The organism is Streptomyces sp. NPDC050164 (assembly GCF_044459945.1).
Lineage (GTDB): Bacteria > Actinomycetota > Actinomycetes > Streptomycetales > Streptomycetaceae > Streptomyces > Streptomyces coeruleorubidus_A.
In genome coordinates this window covers 40464-53167 of the sequence record NZ_JBITJK010000045.1, presented here as the reverse complement: position 1 = coordinate 53167, position 12704 = coordinate 40464, and the positions used below count along the sequence as shown (strand labels likewise).

Annotated in this window: 14 protein-coding genes; 6 read left to right on the top strand and 8 right to left on the bottom strand. The window is 71.0% G+C overall.

Features of this window, described 5'->3' with window-relative positions; all coding sequences use genetic code 11:
• Positions 1-51 precede the first annotated feature (51 nt).
• Genes ACIBNA_RS38435 through ACIBNA_RS38420 form a run of 4 tightly spaced genes read right to left on the bottom strand, consistent with a single transcriptional unit; the run spans position 52 to position 3209 of the window.
• Positions 52-468, bottom strand: a complete 417-nt coding sequence (locus ACIBNA_RS38435; RefSeq protein ID WP_399169893.1) for a Fur family transcriptional regulator — start codon at positions 466-468, stop codon at positions 52-54.
• Between the two features lie 58 nt (positions 469-526).
• A complete protein-coding gene (locus ACIBNA_RS38430) occupies positions 527-1429 on the bottom strand; it encodes a metal ABC transporter permease (protein ID WP_399169892.1) in 903 nt (300 codons plus the stop codon).
• On the bottom strand, positions 1429-2196 hold the full coding sequence (locus tag ACIBNA_RS38425; RefSeq protein WP_399169891.1) for a metal ABC transporter ATP-binding protein: 768 nt from the start codon (positions 2194-2196) through the stop codon (positions 1429-1431). Before ACIBNA_RS38425 ends, ACIBNA_RS38430 begins: the two co-directional genes overlap by 1 nt.
• Before the next feature lie 20 nt (positions 2197-2216).
• The gene (locus ACIBNA_RS38420) at positions 2217-3209 is read right to left on the bottom strand and encodes a metal ABC transporter substrate-binding protein (protein WP_399169890.1); all 993 of its coding nucleotides are present in this window, start codon (positions 3207-3209) and stop codon (positions 2217-2219) included.
• A gap of 184 nt (positions 3210-3393) precedes the next feature.
• Between ACIBNA_RS38420 and ACIBNA_RS38415 the strand changes: the two genes are divergently transcribed.
• From ACIBNA_RS38415 to ACIBNA_RS38395, 5 genes are all read left to right on the top strand, one after another.
• A complete protein-coding gene (locus tag ACIBNA_RS38415) occupies positions 3394-4776 on the top strand; it encodes a glycine--tRNA ligase (RefSeq protein WP_399169888.1) in 1383 nt (460 codons plus the stop codon).
• Positions 4777-4928: 152 nt separating this feature from the next.
• On the top strand, positions 4929-5540 hold the full coding sequence (locus ACIBNA_RS38410) for a LysE family translocator (protein ID WP_399169887.1): 612 nt from the start codon (positions 4929-4931) through the stop codon (positions 5538-5540).
• A gap of 70 nt (positions 5541-5610) precedes the next feature.
• The gene (locus ACIBNA_RS38405) at positions 5611-6615 is read left to right on the top strand and encodes an aldo/keto reductase (protein ID WP_399169885.1); all 1005 of its coding nucleotides are present in this window, start codon (positions 5611-5613) and stop codon (positions 6613-6615) included.
• Positions 6616-6641: 26 nt separating this feature from the next.
• Complete coding sequence (locus tag ACIBNA_RS38400; RefSeq protein ID WP_399169883.1) at positions 6642-7229, top strand: TetR family transcriptional regulator; 588 nt, start codon at positions 6642-6644, stop codon at positions 7227-7229.
• A gap of 98 nt (positions 7230-7327) precedes the next feature.
• Positions 7328-8194 (top strand): GNAT family N-acetyltransferase, encoded by an 867-nt coding sequence (locus ACIBNA_RS38395; protein WP_399169882.1) that lies wholly within the window; start codon positions 7328-7330, stop codon positions 8192-8194.
• Positions 8195-8224: 30 nt separating this feature from the next.
• Here the strand turns inward: ACIBNA_RS38395 and ACIBNA_RS38390 are convergent, their stop codons facing one another.
• Positions 8225-8431, bottom strand: coding sequence for a hypothetical protein (locus tag ACIBNA_RS38390; RefSeq protein ID WP_010042152.1), 207 nt, complete (start codon positions 8429-8431; stop codon positions 8225-8227).
• Positions 8432-8547: 116 nt separating this feature from the next.
• Positions 8548-9981, bottom strand: coding sequence for an MFS transporter (locus ACIBNA_RS38385; RefSeq protein ID WP_399169881.1), 1434 nt, complete (start codon positions 9979-9981; stop codon positions 8548-8550).
• A gap of 101 nt (positions 9982-10082) precedes the next feature.
• Between ACIBNA_RS38385 and ACIBNA_RS38380 the strand changes: the two genes are divergently transcribed.
• The gene (locus ACIBNA_RS38380; protein WP_399169879.1) at positions 10083-10994 is read left to right on the top strand and encodes a helix-turn-helix domain-containing protein; all 912 of its coding nucleotides are present in this window, start codon (positions 10083-10085) and stop codon (positions 10992-10994) included.
• Positions 10995-11101: 107 nt separating this feature from the next.
• Here ACIBNA_RS38380 and ACIBNA_RS38375 read toward each other — a convergent pair whose 3' ends face one another.
• Positions 11102-11533, bottom strand: coding sequence for a hypothetical protein (locus ACIBNA_RS38375; protein WP_399169878.1), 432 nt, complete (start codon positions 11531-11533; stop codon positions 11102-11104).
• Positions 11534-11667: 134 nt separating this feature from the next.
• Complete coding sequence (locus ACIBNA_RS38370) at positions 11668-12651, bottom strand: DUF5937 family protein (RefSeq protein ID WP_399169877.1); 984 nt, start codon at positions 12649-12651, stop codon at positions 11668-11670.
• Positions 12652-12704: the final 53 nt, after the last annotated feature.

The following is a 12704-nucleotide window of genomic DNA, read 5'->3' as shown; positions in this document are numbered from 1 at the left end:
CCCGCCCGGCCCGGCAGCCTCTCAAGTGGCGGCCGGGCCGCCCTGTTTCCGCTACTTCGCCGAGGCCGCGCAGTCCACGCAAGTACCGAAGATCTCCACCGTATGGGCCACGTTCACAAAGCCGTGCTCGGTGGCGATGGCCTCCGCCCACTTCTCCACGGCCGGGCCCTCCACCTCGACGGCCTTGCCGCAGTTGCGGCACACCAGGTGGTGGTGATGGTCGTCGGTGGAGCAGCGGCGGTAGACGGACTCGCCGTCGGCGGTGCGCAGGACGTCGACCTCGCCGGCGTCGGCGAGGGACTGCAGGGTGCGGTAGACCGTGGTGAGCCCGACCGAGTCGCCCTTGTGCTTGAGCATGTCGTGCAGTTCCTGCGCGCTGCGGAACTCGTCGACCTGGTCCAGGGCCGCCGCCACGGCGGCACGCTGCCTGGTGGCGCGGCCCTTCACGGACGGTCCAGCGGTCGTCACCGTTGCCTCCTCACGTCTGCCTTGCCCGGGCCATTGTGCCAGCCCGGGGTGGGGGCGGTCAGACGCCGACCTCGTCGGCTGTCTCCCGGGTGGCCGGAATCGCGCACTCGGCAGGGTCGTGGGCGGGGTCCGCGGCGGCCCGGGCACGGGCGCGGCGGCGGGCCAGCGGGGCCGCGAGCGCCGTCAGCACGACGAAGGCGCCGATGGTCAGCAGCACGATCGTCGCGCCGGGCGGGACGTCCTGGTAGTACGAGGTGACGGTGCCGCCGATCGTCACGCTCACGCCGATGGCCACGGCGATCACGAAGGTCGCGGCGAAGCTGCGGCCGATCTGCTGGGCGGCCGCGACGGGCACCACCATCAGCGCGCTGACCAGGAGCAGCCCGACCACGCGCATCGCCACCGTCACCGTGACGGCCGCGGTGATCGCGGTCAGCAGGTTCAGGGCGCGCACCGGCAGGCCCGTCACCCGCGCGAACTCCTCGTCCTGGCTGACCGCGAACAGCTGCCGGCGCAGGCCGAGGGTGACCAGGACGACGAAGGCGGCCAGGATGCAGATCGCCGTGACGTCCGACTCGGACACCGTCGACAGGGAACCGAAGAGGTACGACGTCAGGTTGGCGTTGGAGCCCGTCGGCGCGAGGTTGATGAACATCACACCGCCGGCCATGCCGCCGTAGAACAGCATCGCGAGGGCGATGTCGCCGCGGGTCCTGCCGTACCAGCGGATCAGCTCCATGAGGACCGCGCCGATGACCGAGACGAGGGTGGCCATCCACACCGGGGACCAGGTCAGCAGGAAGCCCAGGCCGACGCCGGTCATCGCCACGTGGCCGATGCCGTCGCCCATCAGGGCCTGGCGGCGCTGGACCAGGTAGATCCCCACCGCGGGGGCCGTGATGCCGACCAGGACGGCGGCGAGCAGCGCCCGCTGCATGAAGGCGTAGTCGAGGATCTCCATCAGCTCAGCAGTCCCGTGCGGATCGGTTCGGCGCCCGCGGGTGCGTGCGGGTGTACGTGGTCGTGGCCGGGCAGGGCGTGCTGCCCGACAGCCTTCGGGGGCGGGCCGTCGTGCACGACGCAGCCGTCGCGCAGGACGACCGCCCGGTCGATGAGGGGCTCCAGGGGGCCCAGTTCGTGTAGCACGAGCAGCACGGTCGTGCCCTGGGAGACCTGCTCGCGCAGCGTGTGCGCGAGGACCTCCTGGCTGGCCAGGTCGACGCCGGCCATCGGCTCGTCCATGATCAGCAGTTCCGGCTCGGAGGCGAGCGCGCGGGCTATCAGGACACGCTGGTGCTGGCCGCCCGAGAGGGCGTTGACCGAGTCCTTGGCCCGGTCCGCCATGCCGACGAGCTCCAGGGCCGCGCGCACGGCCGCGTGGTCCGCCTTGCGCAGCACGCCGAAGCGGGCCCGGGACAGGCGGCCCGAGGAGACCACCTCGGTCACCGTGGCGGGCACCCCGCCCGCGGCCGTGGTGCGCTGCGGGACGTAGCCCACGCGGTGCCAGTCGCGGAACCGCCTGCGGTCCGTGCCGAACAGCTCGATCTCGCCGGCGCCGGTCTGCACCTGGCCGATGATGCCGCGCACGGCCGTGGACTTGCCGGAGCCGTTCGCGCCGAGCAGCGCGACGACCTCACCGTGGTGCACGGTGAGGTCGATGCCGCGCAGGACGGGGCGCGAGCCCAGGTCCGCGCGGACGCCGCGCAGGGATACGACGGGCTCGGTCATGCCGCCCTCCGATGGGTCGATCACTTGGCTCCCAGGGCCGCCTGGAGGGCCTTGAGGTTGGCTTCCATGACCTGGAAGTAGTCGTCGCCGCGGGACTTGTCGGTGATGCCCTCGAGCGGGTCGAGGACGTCCGTCTTCAGCTTCGCGTCGCGGGCGAGGGTCTTCGCGGTCTTGTCGGAGACGAGTGTCTCGTAGAAGACGGTGGTGACGCCGTCGGCCTTGGCCTCCTGCTGGAGCTCCTTGACCCGGGCGGCGCTGGGCTCGCTCTCGGGGTCGAGGCCGGAGATGGCCTCCTGGGTGAGGCCGTAGCGCTCGGCGAGGTAGCCGAAGGCGGCGTGGTTGGTGAAGAAGACCTTGGTCTTGGTGTTCTTCAGGCCGTTCTCGAACTCGCCGTTGAGGCCGTTCAGCTTCTCGACCAGGGCCTCGGTGTTCTTCTTGTAGTCGGCGGCGTGGTCCGGGTCGGCCTTCTCGAAGGCCTTGCCCACGCCCTCGGCGACCTCGGCGTACTTCACCGGGTCCAGCCAGACGTGCGGGTCGCGGGCGTGCTCTTCCTCCTCGGCGTGGCCCTTCTCTTCGGCGTGGCCCTCCTCCTCGGCGTGGCCCTCCTCGCCCTCGTGGTTGTGCTCGGTGCTGCCGTGGTCCTCGAGCGTCGTCAGCGTGGCCGCGTCGATCTTCGTCTTGATGCCGGTCTGCGAGACCGCCTCGTCGACGGCGGGCTGGAGGCCCTTGAGGTAGAGCGCCGCGTCGGCCTCTTCGAGCTGCGCCCGCTGCTGGGTGCTGATCTCCAGGTCGTGCGGCTCCTGGCCGGGCTCGGTCAGGCTGGTGACGTTCGCGTGGTCGCCGCCGATCTGCTCGGCGAGGAACGCCATCGGGTAGAACGACGCGACGACGTCGAACTTGTCCGTGTTGCCCGTCGCCGCGCTGTCGCTGGAGCAGGCGGAGAGAGCACCGAGGCCGAGAGCGGTGGCCGCGGTGACCGCGGTGGCGGATATGAGGCGTCGTCGTACGTTCATGACACTCATTTTCAACAAATATGGAAACCGTTGTCAACAAACGAGCTGAGCGGGTTCCGTGGAGGGGGCCTGGCGGTCGCGGAAGGGGGAGCGATTTGATTGAGGGGGCGCCCCCGCCGGTAACCTGAAGCATTCGCTGGAAGCAACTCGCTTCGTCGCCCGTCGTCGTAATGAAGAGAGCACCGTGGCCGCCGACAAGATCGACACCATCGTCAGCCTGAGCAAGCGCCGTGGCTTCGTATTCCCCTGTAGTGAGATCTACGGCGGTCAGCGCGCCGCTTGGGACTACGGCCCCCTGGGTGTCGAGCTCAAGGAGAACCTCAAGCGCCAGTGGTGGCGCTACATGGTGACGTCGCGCGAGGACGTCGTCGGTATCGACTCGTCCGTGATCCTGGCCCCCGAGGTCTGGGTCGCCTCCGGCCACGTCGCCACCTTCACGGACCCGCTGACCGAGTGCACCTCCTGCCACAAGCGGTTCCGCGCGGACCACCTGGAGGAGGCCTACGAGGCCAAGCACAAGCGCCTGCCGGAGAACGGCCTGGCCGACGTCAACTGCCCCAACTGCGGCAACAAGGGCCAGTTCACCGAGCCCAAGCAGTTCTCGGGCCTGCTGTCCACCCACCTCGGCCCGACGCAGGACTCCGGCTCCATCGCCTACCTGCGCCCCGAGACCGCGCAGGGAATCTTCACCAACTTCTCCCAGGTGCAGACCACCTCGCGCCGCAAGCCGCCGTTCGGCATCGCCCAGATGGGCAAGTCCTTCCGCAACGAGATCACGCCCGGCAACTTCATCTTCCGCACCCGCGAGTTCGAGCAGATGGAGATGGAGTTCTTCGTCAAGCCGGGCGAGGACGAGAAGTGGCAGGAGTACTGGATGGAGCAGCGCTGGAACTGGTACACCGGTCTCGGCCTGCGCGAAGAGAACATGCGGTGGTACGAGCACCCGAAGGAGAAGCTCTCCCACTACTCCAAGCGCACCGCCGACATCGAGTACCGCTTCCAGTTCGGCGGCAGTGAGTGGGGCGAGCTGGAGGGTGTCGCCAACCGCACCGACTACGACCTCGGCGCCCACTCCAAGGCCTCCGGCCAGGACCTCACCTACTTCGACCAGGAGGCCGGCGAGCGCTGGACTCCGTACGTCATCGAGCCCGCGGCCGGTGTCGGCCGGGCGATGCTCGCCTTCCTCCTCGACGCCTACGTCGAGGACGAGGCGCCCAACGCCAAGGGCAAGATGGAGAAGCGCACCGTGCTGCGCCTGGACCAGCGCCTGGCGCCGGTGAAGGTCGCGGTGCTCCCGCTGTCCCGGAACCCGGAGCTGTCCCCGAAGGCCAAGGGCCTCGCCCAGGCGCTCCGGCAGAACTGGAACATCGAGTTCGACGACGCCGGCGCGATCGGCCGCCGCTACCGCCGCCAGGACGAGATCGGCACGCCGTTCTGCGTGACCGTCGACTTCGACACCCTGGAGGACAACGCGGTCACCGTCCGCGAGCGTGACTCGATGAAGCAGGAGCGCATCTCCCTCGACCAGATCGAGGGCTACCTGGCGGCCCGCCTGGTCGGCTGCTGATCGCTTCACGTCGTACGACGGTGCCGGGTCCTCCTCGGGGACCCGGCACCGTCGCGTTTGAGCGCCTCCGGGGAGGCCTCCCCGGATTGGTCCCCCGGAGCCGGCGCCGATTGGTCCTGTATCCCCGGGCGGGGCGGCGCCAGGGTGAGTCCATGAGCATCGCTTTTCTGCTGACCACCCTGGTCGTCGTCGCCACGCCGGGCACCGGCGTCGTCTACACCCTCGCCGCCGCGCTCTCCCGGGGGCGCCGGGCCAGTGTCGTCGCGGCCGTCGGCTGCACGCTCGGGATCGTGCCGCATCTGCTGGCCACGGTCACCGGGGTCGCCGCCCTGCTGCACGCGAGCGCGACCGCGTTCCAGGTGCTGAAGTACGCCGGGGTCGCCTACCTGCTGTACATGGCGTGGGCGACGGTGCGGGACAAGGAGGCGCTCGTGGTGGAGGAGCGGGCGGCACCGCTGTCCGCGCGGCGGGTGATCGTGCGGGGTGTGCTGATCAACATCCTCAATCCCAAGCTGACGATCTTCTTCTTCGCGTTCCTGCCGCAGTTCGTGAGCCCCGGGGAGCCGCACGCGGTGGTGCGGATGGTGGGGCTCGGCGGGGTGTTCATGCTGGCGACCTTCGTGGTGTTCGCCGTGTACGGGGTGCTGGCCGCGTCGGTGCGCAGCCATGTGGTCGGGCGGCCGCGGGTGATGGCGTGGCTGCGGCGCGGTTTCGCGGGGTCGTTCGTGGCGCTGGGAGCGAAGCTGGCGTTCACGGCGCGGTAGCCGGGATTCCCCGACAAGTATTGAATGACAGATATTGATATCTGTCAGCTGTCATGTCACAGTGGAACGCATGACGATGCGAACCCGGACACTCGGAACCACCGGCCCCCAGGTCTCCGCCCTCGGCCTCGGCTGCATGGGCATGTCCGCGCTGTACGGCGAGGCGGACCGGGCCGAGTCCATCGCGACCATCCACGCGGCGCTCGAAGCGGGCGTCACCCTGCTGGACACCGGCGACTTCTACGGCATGGGCCACAACGAGATGCTGATCGGCGAGGCCCTGCGCGCGGCCCCCGCCGCCCGGCGTGAACAGGCCCTGGTCAGCGTGAAGTTCGGCGCCCTGCGCGACCCGGACGGCGGCTGGTCCGGCTACGACGGCCGGCCCGCCGCCGTGAAGAACTTCGCCGCGTACTCCCTCCAGCGGCTCGGCGTCGACCACATCGACGTCTACCGCATCGCCCGCCTCGACCCCGACGTGCCCATCGAGGAGACGGTCGGCGCCATCGCGGAACTGGTCGAGAAGGGATACGTGCGGCACATCGGCCTCAGCGAGGTGGGCGCCGAGACCATCCGCAGGGCCGCCGCCACGGCACCCGTCTCGGACCTCCAGATCGAGTACTCCCTCATCTCGCGCGGCATCGAGGACGAGATCCTCCCCACCACACGCGAGCTGGGCATCGGCATCACGGCCTACGGCGTGCTCTCCCGGGGCCTGATCTCGGGCCACTTCACCGCCGACCGGCAGCTCGGCGCCGGCGACTTCCGGGCCATGTCGCCGCGCTTCCAGGGCGACAACCTCCGGCACAACCTGAACCTCGTCGAGGCGCTTCGGAAGATCGCCGAGCAGAAGGGCGTCAGCGTCGCGCAGATCGCCGTCGCCTGGGTTCTCGGCCGCGGTGAGGACATCGTGCCCCTGGTCGGCGCCCGCCGCCGCGACCGGCTCACGGAGGCGCTGGGCGCGCTGGACGTGACGCTGGACGCGGCCGACCTGGCCGCGATCGAGGAAGCCGTACCGCCCGGCGCCGCCGCCGGCGACCGCTACCCGGCGGCCCAGATGGCGCACCTCGAGAGCTGAAGCGGGCTCCAGGTACGGTCAGGGCCATGGCACCGACCAGCGAGATTCTGACCGCCGAGCGCATCCTCGAGGCGACCGAGGAGGTGCTGCGCCGCCATGGCCCGGCCAAGGCCACCGTGGTGGACGTGGCCCGCGCGCTCGGCGTCAGCCACGGCAGCGTCTACCGTCACTTCCGCACCAAGGCGGCGCTGCGCGAGGCGGTCACCAAGCGCTGGCTGGACCGCACGTCCGGGGAACTGTCCGGGATCGTCGCCGCGGACCGCGACCCGGAGGCCCGGCTGCGGGACTGGCTCGCCGCGCTGTTCGCCGCGAAGCGCCGCAAGGCGGGCGACGATCCGGAGCTGTTCGCCACGTACATGGTCCTCACGGACGAGAACGGCCCGGCGGTGGGTGAGCACATCACCGACCTGACGTCCCAGCTGGCCCGCATCATCCAGGCCGGCATCGAGACCGGCGACTTCACCGCCACCGACCCGCAGGCCACGGCCCGCGCGGTCTTCCAGGCGACGGGGCGCTTCCACGACCCCTGCTACGCGCGGGAGTGGGAAGAGCCCGGGGCCGAGGCCGACTTCGCCTCGGTCGTCGACCTGCTGGTGCGAGGCCTGCGGCCCTGAAGGGATCGCCGTGTCGCCGTAGCTTCCGGGTGCGCCCCGGCAGGCAGAGGCACAGGATGGGAAGGGAGGCGTGGGTCGCCGCGCGGGGGCGCTGAGGGATGGCGGTCGTGGATCTCATAGTGCGCCCGGGCACTGCGGACGACGCCGCTCAGTGCGGAAGGATCTGCTACGAGGCCTTCGCCGGCATCGCCGCGGAGCACGCGTTCCCACCCGTCATCCCGAGCCCCGACGTGGGTGTCGCGGTGATCGAAGGAGCCCTGACGCACCCCGGTTTCTACAGCGTCGTCGCCGAGCTCGACGGGCGGATCGTGGGCAGCAACTTCCTCGACGAACGCTCGACCGTCGTCGGGGTCGGGCCCGTCACCGTCGACCCCGCCGTGCAGAACGCGGGCGTGGGCCGCCGCCTGATGCGGGACGTGATGCGGCGGGCCGACGAGCGCGCCGCGCCGGGTATCCGGCTGCTGCAGAGCGGCTACCACAACAGGTCGTTCTCGCTGTACGTCAGCCTGGGCTTCGTCCACCGGGCCACAATCGCCTGCGTCCAGGGCCCGCCGATCGGGCGTGCCCTGCCCGACTACACCGTGCGGGAGGCCACGGACGCGGACCTCGGCGCCTGCAACGACGTGTGCCGGCAGGTGCACGGCGTCGACCGGGGCGGCGAGGTCGCCGACGGGCTCAAGCAGGGCACTGCCCGGGTCGTCGAGCGCGCGGGACGCGTCACCGGGTACGCCACCGACTTGGCCTTCTTCGCGCACGCCGTCGGCGAGACCACTCCGGATCTCCAGGCCCTGATCGCGGCGGCCCCGCAGTTCGCCGGCCCGGGCATCCTCGTCCCCGCGAGCGACAGCGTGCTGCTGAAGTGGTGTCTGTCCAACGGCCTCGAGGTCGTGCAGCTGCTGAGCCTGATGACCATCGGCCTGTACAACCAGCCCGACGGGGCGTACCTGCCCTCGATCCTCTACTAGGGGATGTCCGAGCAGGGCCCGCCCGGCCGTTCACGCCGCCGTCGGGTCAACCGTCGCCTGGTGGGCTTCCGCCAGGTGCTCCTCGGCCTTCAGCCAGGGCAGGAACTGGGCGCCTCTGCGCCAGCCGCAGGTGTCGCATCTGATCGTGCGCTGCACGCCCGTGCGCCGCACCCGCACCACGTGCTCCCGGCCGTGCTGGTCCCAGCGGCTGACCTTGCTGGTGTCGATCTGCGCCATGACGCCTCCCGCGTCCAGGAATCCGGCGGATCCGGTCTGCTCGCAGCAAGGAGTGTGCTGCAAGACCAACATCAACAGGGTTTTCCCGGACGCGATTTATCAGGCCGTGAGATACCTCAAGCGACCGTGCGCGGCAGCCGGAGACTCAGCAGGCCGGTCAGCACGACACCGGCGAGCTGCGCCAGCAGCGTCGTGACCAGGGCGTCCCGCATGCCCATCCCCGGGACCAGGGACAGGAACAGCGTGCCCAGGGTCGCCACCCCGAGTGCCAGCGCCGACTGCTGAGTGGTGATCATCACGCCGCTGCCGACACCGGCGCGTGCGGCCGGCACCTCGGAGAGGATGACCCGGTAGATGACGGGGAGTTGCAGCGCCTGCCCCGCGCCGGCGACCGCCGCCCCCGGGAGCAGCTCGACGAAGCCGAGATGCGGCCAGAAGCGCCAGGCGGCCACCGCCATCAGCGCCAGGCCCAGCCCCTGGAGCGCGGCGCCCGCCGTCACCACCCGCGTGCCGTACCGGGCGACCAGCCGCGGGCCCAGCAGCGAGAAGACGAAGAACACCACCGCCAGCGGCGCGAGCGCCAGCCCCGCGGCGACCGGGTCGAGTCCGGCGCCCTGCTGCAACGCCACCGCGATCACGAACATGAAGCCGCTGAAGCCGATGGAGAAGGGCAGCACCAGCAGCAGCCCGCGGCGCAGCGAGGTGAGCGCGAACAGGCTCGGCGGGACCAGCGGCGTACGGCCCTCACGGTCGGCCCGCCGCTCCACGACGTAGAACGCCGCCGCCGCGAACGGGAACGCCACCAGCGACAGCCAGGTCCACAGCGGCCAGCCCGCCGCCCGGCCTTCGGTGAGCGGGACGAGCAGCGTGAGGAGCGAGGCCGCCAGGAGGACCGTGCCCGGGACGTCGACCGGCTCCGGGCGCGTGGAGCGGGTCTCGGGGACCGCGCGGGCGGCCAGGACCAGCCCGGCGAGGACGACCGGCACGTTGACGAGGAACACCGACCGCCAGCCGGTCCCCGCGATGTCGGCGGCCACCAGGACCCCGCCGAGGATCTGCCCGGCCACCATGGACAGCCCGGCCGTCGCGCCGTACAGCCCCATGGCCTTCGCCCGCCGGGGGCCGGTCGTGGTCGCCTGGATGGTGGCCAGCACCTGCGGCAGCATCGCGGCGGCCGACGCGCCCTGGGCGACCCGGGCCGCGACCAGCGACCAGGCGCCGGGCGCCAGTCCGCACGCCAGCGAGGTCAGCCCGAAGGCCGCCATGCCGACGAGGAACAGCCGCCGCCGGCCGAACAGGTCACCGAGCCGGCCGCCGAGAACCAGCAGGACCGCGTACGACACCCCGTACCCGGCGACGACGAGTTCGAGGACCGACTCGCTCGCTGCGAGGTCGGCGCCGATGGTGGGCAGGGCGACGTTCACGATGAAGAAGTCGATGAGCGGGAGCGCCGCGGCCAGCAGCAGGGTGAACAGTCCGAGCCCGCCGAGCACGGGAGCCGCGGCGGCGGGGGAGCGGATGGGACGTGAAGTGAGGGATTCCGTGGTCACGTCATCAGCCTGCGGCGCCGCCCAGGCTGGTACCAGAGTGTTCTTATCCTGGTAGCAGCGCCACCTGGAAACAGGGTCCGGGCGGCGGCAGGCTGAAGGGTATGACGACCATGGCGCAGGAGACAGTGGCCCAGCCGCCCGAGGCCCGCGGTGACGCGGACGTCCGGCGGCACGAGCTGGCGGCGTTCCTGCGCAGCCGCCGGGAGCGGATCGCCCCCGAGCAGGTCGGTCTGCCCCGCGGCCGCCGGCGCCGGACGCCGGGGCTGCGCCGCGAGGAGGTCGCCCAGCTCTCCGCCGTGGGCGTCACCTGGTACACGTGGCTGGAGCAGGCCCGGGACATCCAGGTCTCCGTCCAGGTCCTCGACGCGCTGGCCCGCGCGCTGCTGCTCGACCCCAGCGAGCGGGCCCACCTCTTCCGGCTGGCCGGGGCCGCCGACCCGACACCGGCGACCACGTGCCCGTCGGTCACGCCGGCGATGCGGGCGGTGCTGGAGCAGGTCGAGCCGTTCCCGGCGTGCCTGCAGAACAGCCGGTACGACATCCTCGCGCACAACCGCACGTACGGGCTGCTGCTGTGCGACCTGGACGCGGTGCCGCCCGAGGACCGCAACTGCATGGTCCTGTCCTACACGCACGCCGAGTGGCAGTCGTCGATCGTGCACCTGGAGGAGACGCAGCGGCTGATGGCGGCGCGCTTCCGGGCCGCGATGGCCGGCCATCTCGCCGAGCCCGCCTGGACGATGCTCCTGAGGCGACTGCGCACGGAGTCCCCCGCCTTCCGCACGGCCTGGGACCGCCACGAGGTCGTCGCCCACCGCACCAAGCGCAAGGAGTTCCTCAACCGCCACGTCGGCCGCATCACCGTCGACCACACGGACTTCTGGCTGACGCCGGGGACGGGCCCGCGGATCGTCACGTACGTACCGGCGGACCAGGACTCGCGAGAGCGCCTCGAGAAGCTGCACGCAATAGCGAAAGGCCGACGTGACGTTACCGCCGCGCACCTGCGGTAACGGATTTCCGGCCGTCGCTGCTCAGGTCCGAGTGACCTCGGCCCGCTCCACTCCCCGGCGAGCGGGCCGGCGGTTCGCGTACGTCAGCGGCTACCGCAGGCAGCCGGTCAGTAGCAGTTGCGGATCTTCCACACCGGCGTCCAGTTGTAGCTCGTGCTGGAATCCCCGACCGGCACGTTCTTCAGGACGTTGCCGGACTGCCCGTAGAACGTCGCCGTCGCGCGGCTGCCGGTCTGCCTGTTCGCGTAGCCTCCGGTACCTCCCCAGTTCGAGAGCGAGTAGGTGTGGCAGTCGTAGAGCTTGAACACCTTGAACTTGTTCACCGTCGGGTCCCATACGCGGGCACACAGGTTGCCGGTGGGGCAGGTGTAGCCGGGGCCCGAGGTGTGGAAGTAGCTCGCGGCCGGTGACACCGTGGGCGCACTTGCCGCCGTGCTCTGGCCTGCGGGGGCCGGTGCGGCGCTGGCTGCGGGAACCATGCCGGCGGTGAGAAGGGCGGTTGCTGCGGTGGCCGTGGCGAGGACGGAACGTGTGCGCATGCGGATTCCCCCTGGTATGTGTGCGGTTGGCTTCCTGCAGCAGCATGCGGTGGCCTGGGCGCCGGACGCGCGTGGTTTTGGCTGCAGCCAAAACGTCGGTCACATCCGCCGCTTGCTCACCCGGAACCGGGGCGTCAAGAGCCGCCAAGGAGCCGTCGGCCCAAGGGGGTTGCGGTGTGCAGGGCGCGTTTGCCGTCCCGCCGGGACGTGATGAGTCCACTGTCTCGCAGCACGGCCAGTTGCTGGCTGACGCTCGGCAGGGAGACCCCCGTCGTGTCGGCGAGCTCGGAGGTGGTGGGGCAGGTGAGTGTGGCAGCCTCGTACAGGAGTGCGGCGCGGGTGGGCCCCAGCAGACGGGCCAGCGACGCCGTGGAAGTGGCAGGCGTCGAGTGGGTCTTGTCGACCGGGTAGATGAGCACAGGTCGCAGTTGGCCGTCGGCCAGGGTTATGGGGCGCCGCCAGCAGAAGTACGAAGGGACCAGCAGCAGGCCGCGGCCCTGCAGGTGCAGATCGTGCTCGACCGGGTAGTCGACTGTCAGCACGGGCGGCTCCCACACCGCCATCGGTCGCAGACTGTTCAGCAGCGCCCTCGTACCGCCGTCCACGAGGGCGCGGGTGCGCAGGGCCAGGTCCGCCGCCGTGGCCGCGCTGATGCGGTCCCAGAGCGGCGCGATGAACTCCTGGTGGTAGGTACGGAGTTTCCGGCCCAGCGCGGTGAGCGCGGTGACGTCACCACGTGCCAGTGCAGCGCCCGCCCACGGCCGTCCGCCGCTCGCCGTCAACAGGGTCAGCTCCTGGCGCAGGCGGCGTCGCGGCGTCGCGAGCACCCTGTCGATGCCCGTCTGGAGATCATCGGGACCGTCCTCGACGGGCGGGGTGAGGAAGTCCGGGAAGTAGGCGGCACGCGGCACCAGACTGAACAGCGCCGACGCTGCCCCTCGGGCCGTCTCGTCCCGGCGGACCAACCCGGCGACCGTCTGCCGCCACGGGTCGAAGGCGACGGCGCCCTCCCGTGCTTGTAAGCGGCACACACTGCACACGATCTCCCACAGCGGGTCCGGGCGGCGGGCGATGCGCACGCTTTCCAGATCACTGCCGGTGAAATGGATGCGCAGCATGGCTTCCCCCCGTTGGCCATTGACACTCAACAAAGAGCCTCGCCACGCGCGAT